The sequence below is a fragment of the Candidatus Chloroploca mongolica genome (assembly GCF_004762035.2).
In the GTDB taxonomy this organism is placed as follows: Bacteria; Chloroflexota; Chloroflexia; order Chloroflexales; family Chloroflexaceae; genus Chloroploca; species Chloroploca mongolica.
Genome location: NZ_SIJK02000027.1, coordinates 56,201 through 78,811, shown reverse-complemented (window position 1 = coordinate 78,811; position 22,611 = coordinate 56,201). Strand labels below are relative to the sequence as shown.

The 22,611-nt window shown below is 55.9% G+C and carries 25 protein-coding genes; 24 read left to right on the top strand and 1 reads right to left on the bottom strand.

Annotated elements, in window-relative coordinates:
- Positions 1 to 297: 297 nt before the first annotated feature.
- From EYB53_RS15265 to EYB53_RS15160, 22 genes are all read left to right on the top strand, one after another.
- The gene (locus EYB53_RS15265) at positions 298 to 1,374 is read left to right on the top strand and encodes a TRM11 family SAM-dependent methyltransferase (RefSeq protein WP_135479297.1); all 1,077 of its coding nucleotides are present in this window, start codon (positions 298 to 300) and stop codon (positions 1,372 to 1,374) included.
- Between the two features lie 340 nt (positions 1,375 to 1,714).
- On the top strand, positions 1,715 to 2,866 hold the full coding sequence (locus EYB53_RS15260) for a M20/M25/M40 family metallo-hydrolase (RefSeq protein WP_135479296.1): 1,152 nt from the start codon (positions 1,715 to 1,717) through the stop codon (positions 2,864 to 2,866).
- A gap of 148 nt (positions 2,867 to 3,014) precedes the next feature.
- Positions 3,015 to 5,561 (top strand): GAF domain-containing sensor histidine kinase, encoded by a 2,547-nt coding sequence (locus EYB53_RS15255; protein ID WP_167857426.1) that lies wholly within the window; start codon positions 3,015 to 3,017, stop codon positions 5,559 to 5,561.
- 21 nt (positions 5,562 to 5,582) lie between these two features.
- Positions 5,583 to 6,332: a response regulator transcription factor gene (locus EYB53_RS15250; RefSeq protein ID WP_135479294.1), complete on the top strand. Its 750-nt coding sequence runs from the start codon at positions 5,583 to 5,585 to the stop codon at positions 6,330 to 6,332.
- Between the two features lie 83 nt (positions 6,333 to 6,415).
- Complete coding sequence (gene gvpA, locus EYB53_RS15245) at positions 6,416 to 6,625, top strand: gas vesicle structural protein GvpA (RefSeq protein WP_097650585.1); 210 nt, start codon at positions 6,416 to 6,418, stop codon at positions 6,623 to 6,625.
- Positions 6,626 to 6,680: 55 nt separating this feature from the next.
- Positions 6,681 to 6,890 (top strand): gas vesicle structural protein GvpA, encoded by a 210-nt coding sequence (gene gvpA, locus EYB53_RS15240; protein WP_097650585.1) that lies wholly within the window; start codon positions 6,681 to 6,683, stop codon positions 6,888 to 6,890.
- A 137-nt stretch (positions 6,891 to 7,027) separates the two neighbouring features.
- On the top strand, positions 7,028 to 7,534 hold the full coding sequence (locus EYB53_RS15235; RefSeq protein ID WP_135479293.1) for a hypothetical protein: 507 nt from the start codon (positions 7,028 to 7,030) through the stop codon (positions 7,532 to 7,534).
- A 385-nt stretch (positions 7,535 to 7,919) separates the two neighbouring features.
- Positions 7,920 to 8,648 carry a hypothetical protein gene (locus EYB53_RS15230; RefSeq protein WP_135479292.1) on the top strand — a complete coding sequence of 243 codons (729 nt, stop codon included), beginning with the start codon at positions 7,920 to 7,922 and terminating at the stop codon, positions 8,646 to 8,648.
- Between the two features lie 58 nt (positions 8,649 to 8,706).
- A complete protein-coding gene (gene gvpN, locus EYB53_RS15225) occupies positions 8,707 to 9,669 on the top strand; it encodes a gas vesicle protein GvpN (RefSeq protein ID WP_135479291.1) in 963 nt (320 codons plus the stop codon).
- Between the two features lie 18 nt (positions 9,670 to 9,687).
- Complete coding sequence (locus EYB53_RS15220) at positions 9,688 to 10,041, top strand: hypothetical protein (RefSeq protein WP_135479290.1); 354 nt, start codon at positions 9,688 to 9,690, stop codon at positions 10,039 to 10,041.
- 16 nt (positions 10,042 to 10,057) lie between these two features.
- Positions 10,058 to 10,570, top strand: a complete 513-nt coding sequence (gene hsp20, locus EYB53_RS15215) for an archaeal heat shock protein Hsp20 (protein ID WP_371879119.1) — start codon at positions 10,058 to 10,060, stop codon at positions 10,568 to 10,570.
- 2 nt (positions 10,571 to 10,572) lie between these two features.
- Positions 10,573 to 11,610 (top strand): hypothetical protein, encoded by a 1,038-nt coding sequence (locus EYB53_RS15210; RefSeq protein ID WP_135479288.1) that lies wholly within the window; start codon positions 10,573 to 10,575, stop codon positions 11,608 to 11,610.
- A 36-nt stretch (positions 11,611 to 11,646) separates the two neighbouring features.
- Positions 11,647 to 12,417: a GvpL/GvpF family gas vesicle protein gene (locus EYB53_RS15205; RefSeq protein WP_135479287.1), complete on the top strand. Its 771-nt coding sequence runs from the start codon at positions 11,647 to 11,649 to the stop codon at positions 12,415 to 12,417.
- A 48-nt stretch (positions 12,418 to 12,465) separates the two neighbouring features.
- On the top strand, positions 12,466 to 12,723 hold the full coding sequence (locus EYB53_RS15200; RefSeq protein WP_135479286.1) for a gas vesicle protein GvpG: 258 nt from the start codon (positions 12,466 to 12,468) through the stop codon (positions 12,721 to 12,723).
- Positions 12,724 to 13,038 carry a gas vesicle protein GvpO gene (locus EYB53_RS15195; protein ID WP_371879118.1) on the top strand — a complete coding sequence of 105 codons (315 nt, stop codon included), beginning with the start codon at positions 12,724 to 12,726 and terminating at the stop codon, positions 13,036 to 13,038.
- 130 nt (positions 13,039 to 13,168) lie between these two features.
- A complete protein-coding gene (locus EYB53_RS15190) occupies positions 13,169 to 13,471 on the top strand; it encodes a gas vesicle protein (RefSeq protein ID WP_097650575.1) in 303 nt (100 codons plus the stop codon).
- A gap of 24 nt (positions 13,472 to 13,495) precedes the next feature.
- Positions 13,496 to 15,664, top strand: coding sequence for a CDC48 family AAA ATPase (locus EYB53_RS15185; protein ID WP_135479285.1), 2,169 nt, complete (start codon positions 13,496 to 13,498; stop codon positions 15,662 to 15,664).
- Positions 15,576 to 16,673 carry a GvpL/GvpF family gas vesicle protein gene (locus EYB53_RS15180; protein WP_135479284.1) on the top strand — a complete coding sequence of 366 codons (1,098 nt, stop codon included), beginning with the start codon at positions 15,576 to 15,578 and terminating at the stop codon, positions 16,671 to 16,673. The genes EYB53_RS15185 and EYB53_RS15180 overlap by 89 nt, the downstream gene beginning before the upstream one ends.
- Positions 16,670 to 17,542, top strand: a complete 873-nt coding sequence (locus EYB53_RS15175) for a GvpL/GvpF family gas vesicle protein (protein WP_135479283.1) — start codon at positions 16,670 to 16,672, stop codon at positions 17,540 to 17,542. The genes EYB53_RS15180 and EYB53_RS15175 overlap by 4 nt, the downstream gene beginning before the upstream one ends.
- Positions 17,535 to 17,759, top strand: coding sequence for a gas vesicle protein (locus tag EYB53_RS15170; RefSeq protein WP_135479282.1), 225 nt, complete (start codon positions 17,535 to 17,537; stop codon positions 17,757 to 17,759). The genes EYB53_RS15175 and EYB53_RS15170 overlap by 8 nt, the downstream gene beginning before the upstream one ends.
- 21 nt (positions 17,760 to 17,780) lie before the next feature.
- On the top strand, positions 17,781 to 18,479 hold the full coding sequence (locus EYB53_RS15165) for a GvpL/GvpF family gas vesicle protein (protein WP_135479281.1): 699 nt from the start codon (positions 17,781 to 17,783) through the stop codon (positions 18,477 to 18,479).
- Between the two features lie 81 nt (positions 18,480 to 18,560).
- Positions 18,561 to 18,974 carry a gas vesicle protein K gene (locus EYB53_RS15160; protein WP_135479280.1) on the top strand — a complete coding sequence of 138 codons (414 nt, stop codon included), beginning with the start codon at positions 18,561 to 18,563 and terminating at the stop codon, positions 18,972 to 18,974.
- Positions 18,975 to 19,089: 115 nt separating this feature from the next.
- On the opposite strand, the gene EYB53_RS15155 is transcribed toward EYB53_RS15160, so the two are convergent.
- Positions 19,090 to 21,240 carry a hypothetical protein gene (locus tag EYB53_RS15155; protein ID WP_135479279.1) on the bottom strand — a complete coding sequence of 717 codons (2,151 nt, stop codon included), beginning with the start codon at positions 21,238 to 21,240 and terminating at the stop codon, positions 19,090 to 19,092.
- A gap of 59 nt (positions 21,241 to 21,299) precedes the next feature.
- Between EYB53_RS15155 and EYB53_RS15150 the strand changes: the two genes are divergently transcribed.
- The gene (locus tag EYB53_RS15150) at positions 21,300 to 21,668 is read left to right on the top strand and encodes an ArsR/SmtB family transcription factor (RefSeq protein WP_135479278.1); all 369 of its coding nucleotides are present in this window, start codon (positions 21,300 to 21,302) and stop codon (positions 21,666 to 21,668) included.
- A 90-nt stretch (positions 21,669 to 21,758) separates the two neighbouring features.
- Positions 21,759 to 22,574 (top strand): alpha/beta fold hydrolase, encoded by an 816-nt coding sequence (locus tag EYB53_RS15145; protein WP_135479277.1) that lies wholly within the window; start codon positions 21,759 to 21,761, stop codon positions 22,572 to 22,574.
- Positions 22,575 to 22,611 lie beyond the last annotated feature (37 nt).

The window sequence follows — 22,611 nt, the reverse complement described above, 5'->3', positions numbered from 1 at the left end:
GGCCCTGTAGGGGCACCCCTGGCGGGTGCCCCTACAGGGCCGGGTGCCGGTGTAGGGGCACCCCTGGCGGGTGCCCTGGCGGGGTGTATACACGGAAGATGCAATCGCCCTGGTCACGCAGGTGGCTTTTGCTCTCCAGAAGCCGAGCCGTTGACGGCCACGGCAGACGATGCAATTGCCCTAGCTCTCAGGAGAAGGATGAACTCTTCCTGCAATAGATCGAGTAAGATAAGGGTTGCGTGACGGCTGTTGTGCGTCCCTGGAATACCTGCGATTTCGCCAGAGAGAGAGCCACGTATGTCGACCGACGAACCGCTTCGCTTCAATGCAGCGAGCCTGCTTGAACGACTGTCTCAATGGAAGCACATCGAATCGCTTGCCTTTTTGCGTCAGGCGCTTGCCGCATTTAAAGCCGAACTAGCCCTGGCAGTATCTTCCTGGCCTACCGATGCGAACGATGGAGCGAGCATTGAGCTTGGCCGGCGATACCTCGAGCGCGAGCTTGACCAGATTGCCGCCGCATTGACGATCGAGCGGGCGAGGTACTATCTTGAGCGCCTGATCCGTGCTATTTCGGAAGTGCGAACTGGAGCGATCAACGACATTAACCTCAATCGTTGGAAAGAATACGAAGACCTCTTGACTGACAGCCTGTGGCTGATCGATCGGCGTGACGACTCGGGTGTTCACACAGCAGGCTACTGGGGCAACTTCATTCCGCAGATTCCCAACCAGATGATGCGCCGCTACACCAAAAAAGGTGACTGGGTGCTCGATACCTTTGCTGGCTCGGGCACCACCCTGATTGAAGGGCAGCGTCTTGGGCGCAACACCCTGGGGATTGAATTGCAAGCGCGCATGGTTGCGTATGCCAAGGGCTTGATCGAGGTCGAGCCGAATCCGCACCAGGTTGTGCGTGATGTCGTGCAAGGCAATAGTGCGACCCTTGACTATCACGAACTTTTGGCGCGGTACGGCCAGCGGAGCGTCCAGTTGGTGATCATGCATCCGCCTTATTTTGACATTATTCCCTTCAGCGACGATCCTGACGATCTTTCCAATGCGGCATCAGTTGATCATTTTCTGACCTTGATGGGCACCATTGCCGAGCGAGCGGGCGAAGTGCTTGACCGAGGGCGTTACCTTGTGGTGGTGATTGGCGACAAATACACGCGTGGCGAATGGATTCCGCTGGGCTTTCAGGTAATGAACGCCATTCTCGACAAAGGATTTGCCTTAAAGAGCATCATCGTCAAGAATTTCGAAACAACCACAGCGAAACGCGAACAGAAAGAACTATGGCGTTACCGGGCGCTGGTGGGTGGTTTCTATATCTTCAAACATGAATATATCTTGCTCTTCAAAAAACGCTGAAGAGGAGATTGCCTCACGCAACGCGGCGTCTCTGGGTTAACCCAGATCAACCGTGGCGCTATGTGCCACCGACAGCCAGTGTTCAGCTTCTGAATCAAGACAAGTTCCCCGGATGGCTGATGCGCATCTTCACAGATTGAAATGGTATAATCTAGCTGGAACCTTGCCAGACAGCAACCTTCTCACGCTTCCTATAATCCTGTTCCTCCACCTCTACCTCCACACTATACGCAGGGCAATAGAGCCAGGTGTTGGAGGTGCGTTGTATCGATGCGACCCTGGACTAGCTTTGTTGAGGCCAGTTGGAAGCAAACCGGCCTCTTGCATATATTGGCAGTTTATGGATATTCAGCGTTGGCGTGCCCATCCACTTGTTCGTTCAGCCTTAGCTGAACTGGCTGATTACCGCCCCATCCTCGCAACCGCCCTGGCGGTTCAGCAGGTGCCTGCTCCCACCTTTGACGAAGGTGAGCGGACGGCGCTTGTGCTCGAGCGCTTTCGTGCGCTGGGCCTGCAGGATGTTACCTGCGATGAACTCAACAACGTCTATGGTCGGCGACCGGGGCCAGCCGGTTCACCGGCCCTGATCGTTTCGGCCCATATTGATACCGTCTTTCCGCGCGAGACCGACCTCACGGTGCGGTATGAAGGTGACCGGGTGTATGGGCCGGGGCTTGGTGACAACAGCACTGGGGTAGCAGCCTTGATTCATCTGGCGCAGACGTTGCAGCGTCACAACTTGCCACATCAACGTGATATCTGGTTTGTGGCGAATGTAGGCGAAGAGGGCCTTGGCGATCTTTGTGGGATCAAAGCGGCCCTTGCCCGGCTCCGCACAAGAGCCGGCCAGGTGATTGTGCTGGAGGGATGCGATTTTGGGACGTTGCACCATCAGGCCATCGGCGTGCGGCGTTACCGGATCGAGGCGATTTCGCCGGGTGGTCATTCATGGGCTAATTTTGGCGTCCCGAGTGCCATTCATGCCCTGGTGCGTCTGGCTGCCCAGATTGCGGTGCTTCCGGTGCCGCGCACACCGCGCACGACCTTTAATATCGGTGTCATCGAAGGTGGTACGTCGGTCAATACGATCGCCGAACATGCAAGCATGTTGCTGGATATGCGTTCGGTTGATGCCAGGGCGTTGCAACAGTTGATTGCCCAGGTTGATCGTCTCGTTGCGACGGCGGCCGCTGAGACCGAGACCATTCAATTCAAGACGACAGTCGTTGGCGATCGTCCTTCGGGCTCGATTCAACGCGAGCATCCGCTGGTGCAGATGGCTGTCTCGGCGTACCACGCGGTTGGGGCAACGGTAAGCTATCAGCATAGCAGCACCGATGCCAATATTCCGTTGAGCCAGGGTATTCCTGCGATCTGCATTGGTTTGACCGAGGGTGGCAATGCACATCGCCAGGATGAGTATATCGTGCCCACCAAACTTGGACGTGGCCTCCAGGCGTTATTGTTGATGACGCTTGCCGCAAGCTCGTAGATGTTTCACGTGAAACACAATTACACCTCACTCCGCGCAAGTGTTATGGCAACGCGTAAGCCTGCAACCTGCAACGCAGCAGGTTGCTCACTGGTGTCACCAGTTGTCCAGTCTGGATGTGGCGTTAGCGATGGGAGCAAGCACGGCCATGTCAGGTCAGGCAACAACTGAATTTCTGCTAGAGGATCTGCTTCAGCTTGTAGCAACCGCATGTGAAGCACCGATGGTTATCATTGCGGTGATGGGTGGTGATCGCGAGTTTTTTAAATATCGGCGTGGGGTGCAAACCCGCTGGTTGCCTCGCGTCCATGCGTTTAGCTTGGAGATCATGTACCAGTACGGGGTGTTCCAGGTCGTTGATCTGACAGCGGACGCCCGTTTTCTTGCGCATCCGCTGGTTGTGGGTGCGCCATATGCCCGTTTTCTCGCGGGCGTTCCGCTTTTCAATCTCCAAGGAACTCCTAGCGGTTCGCTCATCATCCTTGATCAGCTTGCACGCACCCTGACCGCGCCGCAAGAGCAGATGCTTTGTAGTGCTAGTCGCCAGATCAGTAACTTGCTTGAGCAAGAACACAAAGCCCTTGCTCGTACCATTCCGCGCCGGACGCAGCGTGACTTGCCGCAGAGCCGGCGTCAGGCGGCAATTGCGCAGTTGAACTGGCGTGCCTTGAGCAGCGAGTCCTTGGCCGATCTCTTTACCTGGACGGTGCGTCATGTGGCCCGTGCGCTTGATGTGACCTGGTGTCGCATTGTTGAGGTGTTGCCTGCCACTGATTACGTCAAAGTACATGCATATCTGACTGATCCAAAAACGATCCAGCAGCGAACCTATGTCTCCTTAGAAGAAGACCCCCTGCTGGCCTATACCATGCATCAATTGACGCCGACAGTCGTCAATGATCTGTCGACAGAGGATCGTTTCGATGGAGGTGTCCTTGTTCGCTTGCACCATATGCGTAGCGGTATCTGCCTTCCAATCGCTTATAAAGGTCGTACGTTTGGTGCGATCGCCTTGTTGAGCAAACATCGACATACCTTTTCGCGGGCTGATCTTACCTTTATCCAGACAGTTGCCGATGCGCTGTCGATGGTAATTGAACGGACATGGCGTGATCGTACGTATGAGGTGGTGACGACGCTTTCGCGGACAATGCGGCGCGCCACGTCGCGGCAGCATATGCTGAAACTCTGCCTTGATTATATGTATGTGCAGTTGAATAGTGTTGGCATTGCCTTATTGCTGCGCCATGAACAGGGGCTTTTTATTGTCGCAGCACGGGGCATCTGGGCGTCAACCCAGGGCGCGGTGCTTACCGATCCGTCGGCGTCTTCATTGCAGATCTTGCGTCAGGGTCATGTCGTGCAGCGCAATGCGCCGTTGTCGCAACCCGATTTTGTCGCCGTGAACACCCCTCCTGTCGCAGGTTTGCTTGGCCTCCCGTTGCATATCCACGAGATGGCGCTTGGGGTGTTGTGGGTTGGCAGTACGGAACCAATCACCGTGTACGAGACGCGGCTGATCGAGCGCATTGCCGATATCTTGACTAATGCGATCTATCGGGTCGATATGCACGACCATACGGTGCAACTCTACCATGAACATGCCCAGCTTTCGGCAGAAGTCTTGCAGGCAAAACGTCATCTCGCCAATATTGTCGAGTCGGCGAGCGATCTGGTGATTGCAACTGATGGCGATGGTGAAATTGTGACCTGGAATCGCGCGGCTGAGCAAATCAGTGGCTATGCACGCGAAGCTGTGATCGGCCGCAATCTTGCCGAACTCTGTTCTGTTGACCAGCAACCTCAAATGCGCGAATTGCTTGAAATGTCTGGGATTGGTCAAGCTGTCTGTACTTGTGAAATAGATCTTCTCGATCATCGCGATCAGCCCATCCCCATTGCGTGGCGCTTTTCACCCATCGAGCTTGAACCCGGTGTCGGGGCGGGTGTTGTTGCCGTTGGCCGCGATCTTACCGAGCATCGCAAGTTGCAAGCGCAGGTGTTTCAATCGGCCAAGATGGCGTCACTCGGTGTGATGGCGAGTGGGATTGGGCATGAATTGCGCAATCCCCTTGGCATTATCTCGGCAAATGCCCAACTTGCCCAGGATCATCTTGGCAATCCTTCCCTGCTTCAGCAATGCCTCCAGCAGATCCATCACGCGACGAGGCGTGCCGCCATTATTATTGATAGCCTGTTGACCTTTGCGCGGCCCAAAGCAGTTGAGGCTGAAGTCGCCGATGTAAAAAGGGTGCTTGAGTCAACCTTGTTGATCATGGAGTATCAGTTGCGGATGCGAGGGATTGATTTCCGATATGCTATCCCACCCGATCTGCCGCCGGTTATTGGCAATGGTGCTCTTTTGCAACAGGTCGTGACCAACTTGATCCTCAATGCGTGCCAGGCAATGCCTGGGGGGGGGCTCTTGCAGATCGAGGCAACGTCTGAAGTCGATTGGGTCAGATTTATCGTGCGTGATACCGGGGTGGGGATCGTCCCTGAACATCTCTCGCGCATTTTTGATCCCTTCTTTACCCACTGGACGACAGGCCAGGGCACGGGCCTTGGTCTGGCGGTGAGCTATAGCATTATCCAGCAATGTGGTGGTGTGATTGAGGTGCAGAGTACACCCGGAATGGGGACAACCTTTCTTGTCCGGTTACCCGTAGCTGAAGCAACCCTCCATCAGAACTGATAGCGCAACAGGAAGCAGGTTATGACGGCGAGTCGAATTCTTATTATTGATGACGAGCCTGATCTTGTCTGGGCTCTGAAACATACCCTTATGGATGAAGGCTATGATGTGATGACAGCCTTCAATGGGGTGGATGGCCTTGCACTCGCGCAGTGTCATCAACCTGATTTGATTGTACTTGATATCGTAATGCCCCAGATGGATGGGGTTCAGGTGTGCCTTGCCTTGCGCCGTCAGATCGATCTTGCGGCGGTACCAATCCTCTTTCTCTCGCAGCGCAGTACCATCGAGGATCGTATCAGCGGATTGGATGGTGGTGCGGATGATTATCTGGTCAAGCCCTTTGATTTTGGTGAATTGAAGGCCCGCATCCGTGCTCTACTCCGCCGTACTAGTCAGCATCAGCTCGCTCATGAACCAGAGCCGAGCGTGCTCATCTATGAGGATTTGCATCTTGATGTGCATACCCGTATTGCCAACATTGGCTCGCGGGCGGTTATTCTGACGCCGTCTGAATTTGACCTGCTGCACTATTTTTTGACCCATCAGCGTGAAGTCTGTTCGAGTACGCGGTTGTTGCAAGAGGTCTTTGGGTATCCGGTTGATCTGGCCGACCGGGGTCTGGTGCGCTGGCACATCATGAACCTTCGCCACAAGATCGAGCTTGATCCCAACAACCCGCAGTACATCCGCACGGTACCGCGTCATGGCTACATCCTGGGTGGCATGGTCGAGACCAGCAGTGACGCTGATACATTGCTGATACCCTAACGCATACCTAACACACAAGCTCTCTCGTCCGTAGTATGCTGAGTGTGTGGAATGTTTAAACGCGAAAGGGGGTGAATGTAAACATGGCAATCGAGAAGATGAACGCATCTAGTAGCCTGGCCGAGGTCATTGACCGTATCCTTGATAAGGGCATCGTCGTTGACGCATGGGTTCGCGTGTCGCTTGTTGGCATTGAGTTGTTGGCAATTGAGGCTCGTGTGGTTGTCGCCGGTGTGGATACCTATCTGAAGTATGCCGAGGCCGTGGGCCTGACCGCCGCCGCCACTGCTTAGGACTTTTTCGAACTTTCTTCTTTCGTCTCTATCACTTGATATTAGGAGTACTACCATGGCAATCGAGAAGATGAACGCATCCAGCAGCCTCGCCGAAGTTATTGATCGTATCCTCGATAAGGGCATCGTCGTTGACGCATGGGTTCGCGTATCGCTCGTTGGCATTGAGCTGCTTGCGATTGAGGCTCGTGTGGTCGTCGCTGGTGTGGACACCTATCTGAAATATGCTGAGGCCGTGGGCCTGACCGCCGCTGCTACTGCCTAACGGCTTGTTCTGTGTCGGGTAGCGTGTGGCTGTTAGATAAATAGTGGGGAGCATGGTCATCCATATGTGGCACGCCGCGCTCCCCGTTATGCTGACTACCATACTTTTGCTGGCTCGATAAGCAATCGGAGGTTCCAATGTCACTATCCGAAGATATGAGCCGTCTCACCGCTGAAATGCGGGCGGCGTACGACAGTCGGGTAGCGGCGGTCGGTGCCCTGCAGAAAGAGACCGAGGCTCAACTTGCTGCGACGCGTCAAGCCCATCTGGAGATGGCAACCGCGCAGCGGCAAGAGTTAGAGGCATACAATGCAACACTTGAAAAAGATGTTGCCGAGATGCTTGGTGGGTTTGATGCCGCGCATAAGGCGATGAGTGCAGAACAGCAGCAGAAACTTGATGAGTTTACTGGTAATCTGCGCAAAGATGTTGCTGACTTTTTGAAAACCTGTGATAACGAGCGACAGTCAATGTCGCAGGATCAGCGTCAGCGGCTCGATGCTTTCATGGCCGATCTGCGTGAACGGACTCAAACGTTCATTGCTGACGCAAACGCGGCGAGGATGGAAGTGCGTGCTGATCACCTTGCTTCCCAGGAAGCCTGGAAGCAGTTTAATCAGGATATGCAGAAACGCCGAGGGTAACTTCGGCGGTTAACTTCCCTTCGCTACTAGTTATGTTCGGTCAATACACCATAGCAGCCGAAACGTTGTTCGCCTTTAGCCTTGACTTGAGAGCATAGTCTCTGGCGGGTCATCTTCGATCATTTGATCGACGTCGCGCTGTCGAACAAGGTGTATCTCTGGTCGTACCAGGCGCGGTCAGGCGCCACGCCGGTAACGGGGGGTCGCTGGTTGACACCAGTGGCCCCTCGGATCGCCACTCTTGTTCGCTTGGCTGCTTTATCTCGCTTGGGACATTTGGTTGGGCATGTGAAGAGATGCGTTGAAGGGTCGGTTCGCGGCACTTTTTTTTGGGAGGTTCATCTGCTAGATGGTCTGCACTGCGAACTAGCATAGAGAGTGACCTATGTATTTTGGACAGCGACGTATTCGTTCGGCCGGTCGGACAAGCGGGAGTGTGGAGGTGACGTTGCCACCGCAGCTGCAGGCGTTGCAAGAGATCGAGTGCCGCCTGATGCTCCGCGATGGGGCGACACCAGAAATTATCATCCAGCCCGACCTTTCGGTTGCGTATAACCTGTTGCAGAAACTCTGGTCGCTGGTTGGTGCAGCCCTGGCCGACATTGATGAGATTGGTGACTTTGATGCGTCCGAGTTTACGCTGGCGTTGATGCCCCCGTCGCATTGGCAGCGCCGTCCCCCGCTGGCTTATGTTGATGCGCTGGTGGTGTTGCGCCAGGGTGCTTCTGGGGGCGGAACCGAGGCGTTGGCCCGCCTGGTGGCCTGTATGTCAATTGTGGCGGCCTATCGCCTCGGTTTGTCCGAGCCACTGGCGCTCGCGTTTGGCGATGTGGTGGCCTATCTCGTGCTTGGTTTGGCGACCCAGTCGGGCCTGGAGTATGAACGGGGCCTGGCGCAACAACTCTATGGCTCACGGGATGTTGTGGGGAAGGTGTCGCTTGATCCGGGGGCCTGGACGCGCTCGGCCCCGGGCTTGCGCCGTGTCTGGGAACAGTTTGAAGGCTGGCATGCCGATCCATCGAGTTATACCTCGGCGCGGCAGCGCTGGTATCTTGCGCTTAATCTTGAACTCGGAAGTGCCCACGCTGCCGTGGGGTCGCCGACAATGCGGTAAGTTGGGCACCCACATGGTGCTGCACTTGACCCTGATCAGGTAAGGAGAAACAGGAGCAATGTCCACTGCTACGAATACTGGTAACCGAACTAAGGCGTTTATTTCACTGCAATCCAGTGTTGATTTTGTGGTGACGGGTACGACCTCGCAGGTGATGGATCGGGCGTCGGCGTATCTGACCGCTGGCTTTCCCGTCCATTTGCGTGGCCCGGCCGGTACCGGTAAAACGACGCTGGCGTTGCATATTGCGGCGCAGTTTCAGCGCCCGGTGATGTTGATTGTTGGTGATGAGCAGTTCACGTCTTCTGATCTTGTTGGTGAGCAGAATGGCTATCGCTACCGCCGTGTGGTGGATCGCTATATCCATTCTGTTGTGAAGTATGAAGAAGATGCCGTGCAGCAGTGGGTTGATAATCGACTCACGACAGCCTGCCGTGAGGGCTTCACGCTTGTCTATGATGAGTTTACCCGCTCGCGCCCCGAGGCCAATAATGTATTGCTTGCGGTGCTCGAAGAACGCCTGCTTGTTTTGCCGACGTCAACCGGACGCAATTCGTATCTCAAGGTGCATCCCGAGTTTCGGGCGATCTTTACGAGTAACCCCCAGGAGTATGCCGGGGTTCACGAGTTGCCCGATGCGCTCAGTGACCGTTTGATCACGATTGATCTCGATTATTATGATCGCGAGACCGAGGTCACGATTACGCAGTCTAATTCGGGCTTGCCCCTCGATGAGGCCGCTCGTGTGGTTGATCTTGTGCGCGAATTCCGTTCTTCTGGTGAATATGACCAGGCTCCTACCCTTCGGGCGTGCATTATGATTGCCCGGGTGACTGCGTTGCAGGGTCTGTTGCCTTCCTCTGGCGATCCACGGTTTGCCCAGATTTGTCTTGATATCCTTGAGTCCAAGATGGATTTTAGTATCAAGAACCGTGCCCGCCGGATGAATCAGCGCAAGATGTTGCTCCAGTTGATCGAACATCATGCGACTCGTGCGATGCCTGAACAGACAGGACTTTAGAGCGAAAGGGCGCTGGCTATGAAGACCCGGAAGATCCGTGGTATGCGTGATGTGATGACGTCGCGTGGGTCGGGCGGGCGTTCGGTTCCACCGACGCGTGAAAAGATCCTGGCGGAACAGGCGCGCCTCGAACATAAGCGGGCGATGCTTGAGCGTGAGTTGGCCATGTGGTCGGAAAATCAGCGCCAGACGGCTGAACGCTTGCAAGAGGTGCTGGATCGGCTTGAAGTGCTGATGGAGGCGACCGCCCCAGTTCCAGCCCCCGAAGCTGAGGCCAAAGCGTTGCGGCCAAATCGGAACCGTGTCGCTCGGGATGATGAGTCTGATGATGACTCTTTGACTGAATGGCATGCGATTGTGCTTGAATATTAATATAAGGAGAAATGCTGTGAGTGAGAAGAAACAACCTCAGATTAATCTTGATCTGGGTCTCGGTGGACTCTTTAAGGGTCTTGGTGATCTCCTTGATGCGGTCTCGGATCTGGCTTCCAACGATAAGCTCGAGATCAATCAGAGTGGTGAGTTTGAAGTGAAGGGGCTCGGCGAAAAGGGCCGTGGTGTCTATGGCGTGAGTATTCGCACGGCGAGCGATGGTTCGCCGCGGGTGCAGCGCTTTGGCAATATCCGCAAGACCGAGGCTGGCCCCGAGGTGGCGGATGTTCGTGAGCCGCTGGTGGATGTCTTTGATGAGAGCGAAGAGATTGTGATTGTCGCCGAGTTACCAGGCGTCAGTGAAGCCCAGGTTCAGGTTGAACTCAAGGACGATATTGTAAGTATCGAGACCAATGGCGAGCGCCATTATGCCAAAGAGATCCTCCTCTCGGCGGCGGTTGACCCTGCGTCGCTCAAGCAGAGCTACAATAATGGTATTCTCGAACTGCGGTTGATGAAAGCGGCGTAACGATGGCTCGTGGCGTCAAACACGTTCAATTGCACTGGATCGGGTCAACCGAGTTACGCGTCGTCTCGGATATTGACGAAGGGGTTAGCCCGATTGTCCAGGCCGAAGAGATGGTCATCCGGCGCTATATGCAGCACGTGACGTGGCCTCATCGGCAGGTGCATTTGTTTGTGTTGCAGGATCTCAGTCCGTTGACGCGGCAACTCGATCTCACTTTGGCGTCGGTGCCTGGTGGCACGACAATGATTGCAAGTCGGCCAGTGATCAATCTCTATGATCTGGCGCATCCAGAGCGTTGTCACGTGTTTGTTAACCAGCAGGCGATGGAACTGGCCGGCTACTGGGATGATTTGCTTGCGGTGCAGGGGTTGCTCGCCCACGAGCATGCTCATCCACTCGCCGAAAATATGACAACGCATGCATCGCGGTCGCTGCGTACCAGGCTGGCATTCAAACCAACTGGTTCTGGTGATGGCCTGCCACAGGCGAGTCGCCTCGAGACGCTCTTGAGCGAACTCCTCGAACGTCTGGTGATCAGTGCGCCCCGTGAGATCTTTACCAATCAGTTGACGATTGAAGCCAGCTTTGACCAGGCGCTCTTGCACCTCAATCGCCGTAATGTCGCGAATGCTGGCCGTAGCCTGGCTGGACGGATGCAGTTACGCAACTTGCTCGAGCAGGATGTTGCCAGTGGCAATCGTAGTGAGCGGGTAGTTGGTCAGATTTTGCTCGGGGGTGATCTTGAGAGCCACCTTGTGCTGGCGATGGAAATAGCACCCTTTGTGCGCGCCGGTCATGACCATGCCGCCCGTGAATTGTTACGTGTGCTCGAACGTGAAATCTTCCCACAGCTTGAACCGCAGGTAGTACCAGCATTTGCCGCGATCAATCGTCTCTATATCGATCTAGCTTCTGATCTCTCGGTCGAAGCGCTCGTCGCGTGGGGGCAGCAGGTGGCTGCCCACCTTGCTACCGCGCTAGCTGAATATGAGCTGCTGGTCGAAGCGACGGTTGAAGCTCGATATGAAACTGGTGCGTAAAGGTTGATCATCTTAATCTGCGGAGGAGAAAGTCTCATGCCCGCTCCAAACATCGAAATTGGCGAATACCTCTACTGCATCATTCGCAGTTCGACTCCGCTGACCTTTCAATCACGTAGCATCGGGGGCCAGGATGTCCAGGTGCATGCGCTTGTGTATAAAGATCTCGCTGCCGTGGTGAGTAGTTCGCCGGTTGTTGAGTACGATAGTACGCGCCGCAATATGCTTGCGCATACGACGGTGCTGGAAGAGGTGATGAATACACACACCATTCTTCCGGTACGGTTTGGCATTGTTGCGCCGGATGCCGAGGCGGTTGTTGAGCAGATGCTCAAGCGTCGTTACGACGAGCTTGATCAACTGATGCACAAAATGGATGGGTGTGTTGAACTGGGCCTGAAAGCCTTCTGGTATGAAGAAGTCGTCTATCGTGAGATTGTGGAGGCTAGTCCTGCTATTCGCCAGTTGCGCGATAGCCTGGTGGGCAAGTCACCTGAAGAGACCTACTACCAGCGTATTAAACTCGGCGAACTGGTCGAGTCGGCGATGAAACGCAAACGCGAAGAAGACGCGCACTATATTCTGCAGAGGATTGAGTCGCTCGTGCTGGAAACCCGGAACAACATGGTCATCACCGAGCGGATGGTGCTCAATTCGGCATTCCTGGTCAGAAAAGAGCATGAGACCGAGGTTGATCGGGTCGTCCAGGAGTTGGATCAAGAGATGGGCAAGCGCATGATGTTCAAATACGTGGGTAGTGCGCCGCCCTATAACTTTGTCAATATTGTTGTCCGCTGGGATAGTTAGGATCAAATCTCCCGCCAGAGCGGGGTTGGAACCAGAGAGGAGCTACGCGTGGGTATCTTGACTGACCTGCTGCTGTTGCCGGTGACAGCCCCCATCAAAGGCACCATCTGGATCGCCGAGAAACTGCTCGAGCAGGCTGAAGGCGAGATCTACGACGAAGGCAAGGTTCGTGGTCAGTTGATGGAGATGGAATTGAAACTCGACCTTGGTGAAATTACCGAGGATGAATATATGGAGGCCGAGGAGTATTTGCTCGAGCGGATCAAAGAGATCCGTGAGTACAATGCCTCTAAGGCGCAGCAGTGATTGATCGTTCTGAGTTCTATTGTTCTGAGTGAAGCAAGGAGGCCTTCCATGCCAATGAGCGTAGGTGAGATTGCAATGCGGGCCAGGGATCAGTTGGTTGGTCTGACGGGTTTGCCGGCAGGGACGGTTTCGAGCCTGGCACATAGAGAAGATGGCTGGCACATCATCGTTGATATGATTGAGCTCAAACGCATTCCCGAGTCGAGCGACATTCTCGCGACCTACGAGGTGGTGCTCGATGAGAAGGGCAATCTGATGAGCTATGAGCGTACCCAGCGCTATTATCGTGGGCAAGTCGAGGGTAAAGTACAATAAACGTGCGCTGCAATGAGCCTGTTGGTGTTAGTTGTTCGATGACGGGCTTCGTTGCAGCGTGCTACTCAGTCAGGTGCCCTGAAGCAGAGCCAGGCTTTGTTTCAGGTTGCCTGCGAGAGGATAGGAAGTTATGGCCTCTAATCAGTTGCAGCACTCGGTGCAGTCAACCAATCTGGCCGATATACTTGAGCGTGTGCTTGATCGGGGCATCGTTATCGCCGGTGATATTACGATTTCACTGGTTGGCGTCGAGTTGCTGTCGATTAAGATTCGCTTGCTTGTTGCTTCAGTTGATAAAGCAATGGAAATGGGTATCAACTGGTGGGAAAATGATCCTTATTTGACCACCAAAGCACGTGAGCTTACAGATGAAAATAAAGCTCTTCAAGAGCGTATTGAACGTCTTGAGGCGCAGGTATCGGTCAGGCAATAGCCTGGTTTAGGAACGGTGACGATCATGCCTGAAGAAGCAATGGTTCAACTCCGCGTTGCCGAAGCCCTTACCAAAGATGTGGGTCGGGGGCTTGTGCGTCTCGACCCGCAGGATCTCGATCGTGTGGGCTTAGGTATTGGCGATGTTGTAAAGATCGAAGGCAAACGGGCTACGGTGGCTCGTGCGATGCCTGCATATACCGAACAACGTGGGATGGGGCTTGTTCAACTCGATGGAATTCTTCGACTCAATGCCGGGGTGGGTATTGATGAGCGTGTGAGCGTGAGTCGCGTGACCGCCCAGCCTGCCCGGATGATTGTGCTGGCCTCGGCTGAGAATGAGCGCCAGGTTACGTCGGCGCAGGCCCGTTATCTGGCGAAACAACTTGATGGGATTCCGGTGGTACCTGGCGATCGCGTGCGGATCAATCTGTTTGGGACGCGCTCGCAAACCTTTACTGTTGAAGAGACGACGCCAAACGGGCCGGTGGTGATAAGCCCTACAACCCAGGTGCGTATTTCCAAGGCCAGCGAGGGCCGTGAACGCGGTGCTCTGACGTATGAGGATATTGGTGGCTTGCGCCGTGAGATCCGCCGCATCCGTGAAATGATTGAGTTGCCACTACGTTACCCCGAGATCTTCGAGCGCCTTGGCATTGATGCGCCCAAGGGGGTCTTGCTCTATGGTCCTCCAGGAAGCGGCAAGACGCTGATTGCCCGTGCGGTCGCGAATGAGACGAGTGCCCATTTTGTGACGATCAATGGCCCCGAGATTATTGATAAACTCTACGGTGCTTCAGAAGCTAATCTGCGTGGTATTTTCGATGATGCGCGTAAGCACACTCCTTCAATTATTTTTATTGATGAAATTGATGCGATTGCTCCGAAACGGGAAGACTTGAGTGGCGATCGCCAGGTTGAGCGCCGGGTGGTTGCGCAGTTGCTGGCGTTGATGGACGGCCTCGAGTCGCGGGGCAATGTAATTGTCATTGCTGCGACCAATTTGCCGAATAGTATCGATCCCGCGTTGCGTCGCCCCGGACGGTTTGACCGCGAGATTTCGATCAATGTGCCTGATAAGGATGGCCGCCTCGAAATTCTCGAGATCCATACCCGCGGGATGCCTCTGACGAATGATATCAACATGACTCAGATTGCCTCGATTACCCACGGCTATGTCGGGGCCGATCTGCAGGCATTGTGTCGCGAGGCGGCGATGAGTGCGCTGCGGCGGCTCTTGCCCGATATTGACTTTAGCCAGGCCCAGATTCCCTATGATAAACTGATGGCCCTTGAGGTGACTCGCGATGATTTCGATTCGGCGATGGCCGAGATTGAACCATCGGCGATCCGCGAGGTCTTCACCGAGATCCCCGATGTCAATTGGGAGGATGTCGGTGGCCTGGAAGACGTACGCAGGCTGCTGGTCGAGGCGGTCGAATGGCCGTTGCGCCATAGTCGCGCCTTTGATCAGCTTGGTGTGCGTGCCCCCAAAGGAATCCTCTTGCACGGTCCTCCTGGGACGGGCAAGACGTTGCTCGCCAAAGCCCTGGCAAGCCAGAGCGAGGCCAATTTCATTTCGGTCAAAGGGCCTGAGTTGCTCAATCGCTGGGTCGGTGAGTCAGAGCGTGGGGTGCGCGAAATCTTTCGCAAGGCACGTCAGGCCGCCCCGTGCATTATCTTTTTTGATGAGATTGATGCCATTGCCCCGCCTCGCGGTGGGGGCAATAATGATGTGACCGAGCGCGTGGTTAGTCAGTTGCTGACGGAACTCGATGGGATCGAGTCGCTCAAGGGGGTAGTGGTGCTGGCTGCGACCAACCGAATTGATCGGGTTGATGCGGCCCTGCAACGCCCCGGACGCTTTGATTTCCTGGTTGAAATGCCTCGGCCCGATCTTGCCGCCCGTCAGGCTATTATCGCTGTGCTGACCCGTCGGATGCCGCTGGGTAATGATGTTGATCTCGACGCGATGGCGCGGGACTATGAAGGTGCCGTCGGCGCGGATCTCGAGGGTCTGTGTCATCGGGCGGCTTTGTTGGCAATCCGCGAGTATCTTGATCAACGCGCCGGATCTGCCGAGCGAATGGAAAGGGAAGAGTTGTATGACTTCGCTGAACTCTGCGTCAATCAACGCCACTTCGACGCGGCACGACGCGACCTCGCAGTACCTGTACGCCATCATTCCAGTTGAAGAGGCGCTGATCTTTGAGGTTGAAGGCGTCGAGCCTGGGAGTGATGTTTATACAGTTCAAGACGGCGGGTTGGCCGTGGTGACGAGCCAGGTGCCCCGTAGCGATTTTGGTGGCCTCGACCGCGCCGAGGCCATGCGCTACCTTACTGCGCACCAGCGCGTGGTTGATGCGGTTCTTCGTGAGTATCCTTTGCTCCCCGTTAAGTTTGGGACGACCCTCCCCAACGAGCGCCGCCTGGTACAATTGCTGCGTCAGAGCAAGGAGTTTTTGTGCGAACACCTGGCGCAGCTCGAGCATAAAGAGCAACTCGAGGTGGTGGTGCTCTGGGATCTCAACAAGATGCTGGCTGAACTTGCTGCTTCGCCAGAGGTTGTGGCGGTGAAAGAGCAGGTGGCTCAGTTGCCCGCTGAACAGAGCGAGTCGGGGCGGATTCTTCTTGGTCAACTCGTGCATGGCTTGTTGCAACAGCGGCGGGCGGGACTCAGTGCCCATGTGCTGGAACATCTGCGGGTGGCTGCCGAAGATGTGGTGGTCAATCCATTGATGGATGAGACCATGGTGGCGAACCTGGCGTTGCTTGTTGATACGCGCAAGCGGATGATCTTCGATCAGCACCTTGATCAACTTGATCAACAATTTGGTGGTCAGTTGCATATTCGCTGCATCGACTCACTCGCCCCTTATAGCTTTGCGACGGTTGAGGTGGCGATGCTTGATTTCGCTGAGGTTGCGGCGGCACGCCAGGTACTCGAACTGGATGAGGAGGTCTCGGCGGCGACGATTAAACAGAGTTTTCGTCGGTTGGCCGCCCGCACCCATCCCGATTACAACCAGGACGACCCCGCTGCGACCAGCCAGATGGATGCGCTGACGAATGCGTATCGCTTCTTGACCGAGGTGGCAACGTCTCAGGCTGGCAGTGATCCGCAGGCACTCTGTCGGCTCAGCCGTGAGGATGTCGAGGCAACGCTGATGGTGCGGGTGGTGCGTCAGGAGGCGGTAGAATGATGGTTTTGCCCCCCTTTGATCCAGCTATTTTTGCCGACAATCTGCTGGCGTACTATGCCTATGCGGTCGTGCGGCCCCATGCGAACTTGTCGGATGAGCCCTTGCTCATTGAGGGCATCGAGCCGGCCTATCAAGTGCAGTCGTTTGTCCATGCCGATCTGCAGGTCATGGTGAGCGCGGTGCCGTTGACCGAGTATGAGGTTGATCGCTTGCGTGAACGTGTCCAGGATATCGAATGGCTCGAAGCACGGGCGGTTGCGCATCAGCGGGTACTCGTTCAATTGATGCAGTACTATACGGTTGTGCCGTTGAAGTTTTGCACGATCTATGTTGGTGAAGAGCGTCTGCGCCAGGCCATCACCGAGTATGGTGATACGTTCCGTGCGGCGCTTGACCGCATTGAAGGCTGCCTCGAATGGGGCGTGAAGCTCTTCTATGATCGTGCTGCCCTGACGACCTGGGCTCAACAAGAGGTGCCCAAGCTACGCGATCTTGCCAATACGTTCAACGCAGCTTCTGAAGGTGTCCGGTATATGTTGAGCAAGCGCCTGCAACGGGCTACGCATGAAGTGGTTGATGATCTGATGTACAATGATGCTCAGGCGATCCATCAGACGCTTGTGGCGCTGGTACGGGCGAGCGACCGCCATAAACCACCGGCAACCCAGAGCAATACTGCCAATGAGCCGATGGTCTTGAATGGGGCCTATCTTGTGGCCGAAGCAGAGTATGCAGCTTTTACGGCGGCGGTCGAGCAGGTGTGTACAACGTATGGGCCGCGTGGTTTGCGGCTTGAGTTGACCGGTCCGTGGCCGGCATACAGTTTTGTCGAACCCACCGAGGATGTGCAGGAGGTTGTTGATGGGTGATGATTTCGAAGGACGCGAAATTGCCATCATTGATCTCCTTGATCGTGCCCTCGATAAGGGTGTTTTCTTGTGGGGTGAGCTCACGCTGTCGATCGCCGATGTTGATCTGGTCTATGTCGGGCTTAAAGCGCTGATTTGTTCGGTTGATACTGCCGATAAGATGCGCAATGCGGCCTGGTATCAACTGGTTGAGCGTCAGCGTGAGCTTGAAGTGTAGGCTTGCGAGAAGGTGCTGCGCGTGGATCGGTATTATCTTTATGCGATTGCAGGCTTGCCTGAGATGGCCTTGCCTGACATCCTCGGTCTTGCGCAAGGCCCACTTGAGACCGTGCGTGAGGGCGAGTTGCTCGCCATTGTGAGTCCGATCGATCGTGCCGAGTTGCCAGTGACCCGCGAAGATGTGCTGAGGCACGAGACAGTGATCGAGGCATTGATGGCAAAGCGGACGGTCTTGCCGGTACGCTTTGGCACCATCGGTTCGGCCACGCGCATTCGTGATCGTCTCGCGGCGGGCGCACAGATCTATCAGGATGATCTCGTACGGCTGGCGGGTAAAGTGGAACTGGCGCTGCGGGTGATGTACCGTGAGGCACCGCCCGAACCTGAAGCGCCCCGGGCCACGCCAGCAGCGAGCGATGGACGTTCCTATATGCTCGAGCGCCTCCGTGAGACGAAGCGTGAGGAGCACGAGCGGGCCGAGTTGACGAAGATGGTGACAGACGTAACGGCTGACCTTGCTGCCCTGGCCGTTCAGGTTGAACAGAAATTCCTGGTCTCGCCGCGTACCCTGTTAAAAGCCGCCTATCTGCTTGACCGTGAAGGTATGGACGAGGCACGACGTTGTCTTGCCACGATGCGCGAAGCACATCCTGAGCTTGCTTTTCTGGCAACAGGCCCGTGGCCGGTGTATAGTTTTGTGCGACAACTCTCTGACTGAGGAGGCCACAGGCCCCAAGAATCTCGTGTTTGCCAGTATACGCACGGTTTCTTCGGGTGGCACACGTAAGCAAGGAACATCATGAGTTTACACGAATATACAGATACAAATAATGCAACTGCACGTTGCGACCTGGAAATCCAGGAGATTGATGATCTCAACAAGGTACTCTGCGCCCCTGAAGATCGTACCGGACTTGTGGCTGAACTTGGTGCAACACGCCATGCGCATTCAGGCCGGATAACCTTAGATCCCGACAAAGTTGAGAGCGGCCTGGCCCAACTGGTCTTGACGGTCGTTGAGTTACTGCGTCAATTGATGGAACGCCAGGCCTTGCATCGCATCGAGGATGGCTCGCTTGACGACGAAGCGATTGAACGGCTTGGCCTGACCTTTATGCGTCTCGACGAGCGCATGAAAGAGTTGAAAGAGGTCTTTGGTTTGACGGATGAGGATTTGAATATTGATCTTGGGCCGCTTGGGAAATTGCTGTGAGTATATGGTGGGAACCACAGAACCCCACTAATCCATGCTTGTGCGGGCGAAAACGACTAGCGCAGTTGGTCGTTTTCGCCCGCACAAGCATGGATTTTTAGGGCAATAGCCCTCATCACCAGGTGATGGCAAGTTGCGCATTACTAGCGTCGAGGGGGACGGCGATGTAGCGGTCGTGGGCGACGCCTTCGATGGTGGTGGGTACGCTGTCGCCGTTGAGCGTGACCTGCAGGGTCGCGGCGTCAAGTTCGGGCGGGAGGAGAATGCGTGCATAGATGCGTTCGCTTCCTCCGGTGATGTCGAGGTGGATAGCCCGGTCTTCACGTTGCCAGCGATAGGCGAGGTACGTGTCTGATGCGGCGTAGGCGGCAACGGCGCGTACCTCGGTCAATGAAGGGTCACTGGCCCAGCGCGGCGAGAGGATCACGTCGCGGTAGCGCTCGGCCTGGTCGTCAAAGCCGGCCAGACCTTCAAAGAGTGCGCCGATCATCGCCCCGGCACCCCAGCCGTCGTTGGCAATCGTGTCGGGCCCTTGAATCCCTGGGCGCCCGTCGGGATAGTACCAGAGGTAGGTTGAGCCGGTGAGTTCGGTGAGGTCGGCGTAGCGACGGAGAATGTCGAGCCCGTAGGCGGCAAAGCCGTGGCGAAAAGCTCCCCGGGCGAGTTCACCGCCAACGAGGGGTTTGATGCCGCCGTTGGTGTATTCGCCGGGATTTTCGCCTTTGCCGCCCGCCATGCCAAAGCTGCCCGCCGGGAAGGGTGGGTCAATCGAGTACCATTCGGCAAAGGCCCGGGCAAAGTCGCGTCGGTTGAAATATTCTTCGATGATGCGTTGCCCTTGATAGCCATCGACGCCGAGCCGATTGAGTGCATAGGCATTCGAGAGGCTCAACTGGGTGGCAGGGTCAACGCCAGCCGGTGCAAAGGTTGGATCTTCAGGCATAAAGTGGGTGAAAAAGCGCCCGTTCCAACTCAGATCGTTCAGGCGATCCATCAAACCTTTGCTTGCGCTGCGCCATACCGGGGCCATTTGCGGGTCGCCAACGTGTTCTTCGATGCGGGCCATCACGAGCATAGCGTGGGCGACGCCGGTATTGTCGCCGTGGAACGTGCCCCAGATAGTATCCGGTTCGATCCAGTGACGGGGGGCGGGCTTGCCATCAGGACTGATCGTTGTTGGTCCATAGGCAAAGTCCCACATATCAATCGTGTAAGGCCGGCGCACGAGTTGGCGCTGGGCGTCCCAGCGCAGCGGATCGCTGGTGATGTAGTTCAGCGCACGCCGCATTGACTCAACATGCCCACGGAGCCACTCATTGTCTCCAGTCATTTGCCAAGCTTCGTAGACGCCCTGAACATAGAGAAATTCGAGGTCGCTTTCAACCTCTTTACGGTGGGCTTTGACCATGCGTTCGGGATAGTCGAGCACATCGGGCAGACTACCGTCGGGCAACTGGGCGTCGCGGAAGGCATCGAGCACGCTGGTGACATCGGTCTCGAAATAGCGGAAGCCGCGCCCCTGATAGACGTGATCGCGCAGCCAGATGAGCGGATTGTCGGGCGAACGATAACCGCGAATGACTCGCCCATTGAGCTCGTAGTTCACAACGGCGCGTTCCATAAAACCACGGAGCCGCGGATAGAGCGCATCAAGCTCGGGATCGCCCGTTTCCAATGCGGTCGTAGGATGGAGCGTGAAGAGGGCGCTGCGCGCCCCGGCCACCTGCCCATCAATCAATACGACGGCCCACTGTGAACCAGGGACACCACGCGGGTCGATCGTGACGTGGGCATAGCCCTCGGCGAGTTCCAGGCTCACCTGACCGGCAGGCTGCACCGCCGCATCAAAGAGGTGCAACGTGGCAGGCCCGTTATAGCCAGGTGCCCGAACCGTCACCTTGAGAGGGGCAAGCGGCCCCGCGAGACTCTCGGCGCCCTCGCCGAGCAACACCGAGGCACGCTGGACTGCCGCCGGGGCGTCGCGCAGCAGGGTGGGGTAGCCGGTGCTCCATCCTTCTTCCAGCGCCTCGACCACCGCACGACGGGGATCAACGGCGGTGATACGGTGCTTGCCAAAGAGTTGCACCTGATATTCGTCAATCCAGAGCGGAGGGGTCTGAGGGGGGCCAAGCGTTTCACCGCCGGCCCGGCGCCAGGCACTCAAAAACGGCTCATCGAGATCGTAGGGTGCTGGCAACCCTGGTGTAAGGGCACAACCAGTCAGGGCCAGGATCACCCAGGCAACAAAAATAACGCGTACAAACATAGCTCCGACAGTTGTCGTCCTCCGATCATATTGGGTACAGCATCTGCTATACTAACAGTATGAAAGATTCAGCCACCTTGCAACAGGCTCAAATCTTCAAAACGCTGGCACATCCAGTGCGTCTGGCGATCCTCACGCTTTTGCGCGACGGCGAAGCGTGTGTTTGCCATCTGGAAGCCAAACTTGGTCAGCGTCAGGCCTACGTCTCGCAGCAACTAGCCGTCTTGCGCAAAGCTGGCTTGATCGAAGATCGTCGCGATGGTCTTAATATTTTCTATCGCTTGACCCGACCCGAGGTTTTGCACCTGCTTGAGACGGCGCGGCAGATGACTGGTAGTGACGAGCCAGTCTACCCTGATGCGGTGCAATGTCCATGTCCACATTGTACATCGTCATTGCCATCTGTGATTGAGCTTGTTGAGGTGTGATGTGAAGCAGACGTGATGAGAGCCAGCGTCGCTGGCTCTCATCACGTCTGCTTCATTGATCAGTTTCCTGACTCTATCTGAGGAAGTTGTATGCATTCGTTTCCTTCCGATGCGGTTCACCGGATGATCACAGTTGAGGCGACGCGGCTAAGCTACCTTGATTGGGGCGGTGCCGGGCCACCAGCAGTGTTGTTGCACGGCATTACGAGTAGTGCGGCGACCCTCTGGCAGGTTGCCGGTGCATTGCGTGCGGCTGGTTTGCACCCGATCTCGTTTGATATGCCCGGCCACGGTCTCAGCGAGGTGAGTCCTGAGCATAACATTGATACGATTGCGCGGCTGATTGGCGAGGCAATGCAGCAACTTGGGCTCAGCGAGGTGACGCTGTTCGGGCATTCGTGGGGTGGGGCGACCGCGCTGGCGCTTGCCAGCCACTCGGTCTATGGCAGGTTACTGAAGCGGCTTGTCCTGGTTGATCCATTGTTGGGTCTTGATCCAGGGTGGGCCAGCGAGCGCAAGTCGACCTATGGGGCGGGTGTTGGTGATCCGGTCGAGCAGGGGCTTGTCACCGTGCGGGCCAATAATCCAACCTGGCGTGATGAGGATGTTTATTGGAAAGCAATTGCCCTTGAGCAGTGCCGTGTTGCGCAGGTCGAGGGTCTTTTTTGCCCACCGGCGGCATGGGATTTGCTTGATCGGTTTGCGCAGGTTCATGTACCGCTGCTGATGCTGGTCGCTGATCCTACATTGACCGTTGTTTCGCCCGAACAACGCGCCATGGCACAACAGCGCCTTGAGGGTCGTCAGGCGCAGATCGAGGAGGTACCAGGCACGAGCCACAATATGCTGCGTGGACATGATTATGCTGTCACCATGCCCATTTTGTTACGCTGGTTGAGAACTTGAAAACACGTGGGAAAAGTGGTGTATACTATTGCCGTAA

Bases quoted from the DNA above. Each gene is read 5' to 3' on its own strand.
- EYB53_RS15265 (WP_135479297.1), top strand. From the start codon at position 298: ATGTCGACCGACGAACCGCTTCGCTTCAATGCAGCGAGCCTGCTTGAA.
- EYB53_RS15260 (WP_135479296.1), top strand. From the start codon at position 1,715: ATGGATATTCAGCGTTGGCGTGCCCATCCACTTGTTCGTTCAGCCTTA.
- EYB53_RS15255 (WP_167857426.1), top strand. From the start codon at position 3,015: ATGTCAGGTCAGGCAACAACTGAATTTCTGCTAGAGGATCTGCTTCAG.
- EYB53_RS15250 (WP_135479294.1), top strand. From the start codon at position 5,583: ATGACGGCGAGTCGAATTCTTATTATTGATGACGAGCCTGATCTTGTC.
- gvpA (WP_097650585.1), top strand. From the start codon at position 6,416: ATGGCAATCGAGAAGATGAACGCATCTAGTAGCCTGGCCGAGGTCATT.
- gvpA (WP_097650585.1), top strand. From the start codon at position 6,681: ATGGCAATCGAGAAGATGAACGCATCCAGCAGCCTCGCCGAAGTTATT.
- EYB53_RS15235 (WP_135479293.1), top strand. From the start codon at position 7,028: ATGTCACTATCCGAAGATATGAGCCGTCTCACCGCTGAAATGCGGGCG.
- EYB53_RS15230 (WP_135479292.1), top strand. From the start codon at position 7,920: ATGTATTTTGGACAGCGACGTATTCGTTCGGCCGGTCGGACAAGCGGG.
- gvpN (WP_135479291.1), top strand. From the start codon at position 8,707: ATGTCCACTGCTACGAATACTGGTAACCGAACTAAGGCGTTTATTTCA.
- EYB53_RS15220 (WP_135479290.1), top strand. From the start codon at position 9,688: ATGAAGACCCGGAAGATCCGTGGTATGCGTGATGTGATGACGTCGCGT.
- EYB53_RS15210 (WP_135479288.1), top strand. From the start codon at position 10,573: ATGGCTCGTGGCGTCAAACACGTTCAATTGCACTGGATCGGGTCAACC.
- EYB53_RS15205 (WP_135479287.1), top strand. From the start codon at position 11,647: ATGCCCGCTCCAAACATCGAAATTGGCGAATACCTCTACTGCATCATT.
- EYB53_RS15190 (WP_097650575.1), top strand. From the start codon at position 13,169: ATGGCCTCTAATCAGTTGCAGCACTCGGTGCAGTCAACCAATCTGGCC.
- EYB53_RS15185 (WP_135479285.1), top strand. From the start codon at position 13,496: ATGCCTGAAGAAGCAATGGTTCAACTCCGCGTTGCCGAAGCCCTTACC.
- EYB53_RS15180 (WP_135479284.1), top strand. From the start codon at position 15,576: ATGACTTCGCTGAACTCTGCGTCAATCAACGCCACTTCGACGCGGCAC.
- EYB53_RS15175 (WP_135479283.1), top strand. From the start codon at position 16,670: ATGATGGTTTTGCCCCCCTTTGATCCAGCTATTTTTGCCGACAATCTG.
- EYB53_RS15170 (WP_135479282.1), top strand. From the start codon at position 17,535: ATGGGTGATGATTTCGAAGGACGCGAAATTGCCATCATTGATCTCCTT.
- EYB53_RS15160 (WP_135479280.1), top strand. From the start codon at position 18,561: ATGAGTTTACACGAATATACAGATACAAATAATGCAACTGCACGTTGC.
- EYB53_RS15155 (WP_135479279.1), bottom strand. From the start codon at position 21,240: ATGTTTGTACGCGTTATTTTTGTTGCCTGGGTGATCCTGGCCCTGACT.
- EYB53_RS15150 (WP_135479278.1), top strand. From the start codon at position 21,300: ATGAAAGATTCAGCCACCTTGCAACAGGCTCAAATCTTCAAAACGCTG.
- EYB53_RS15145 (WP_135479277.1), top strand. From the start codon at position 21,759: ATGCATTCGTTTCCTTCCGATGCGGTTCACCGGATGATCACAGTTGAG.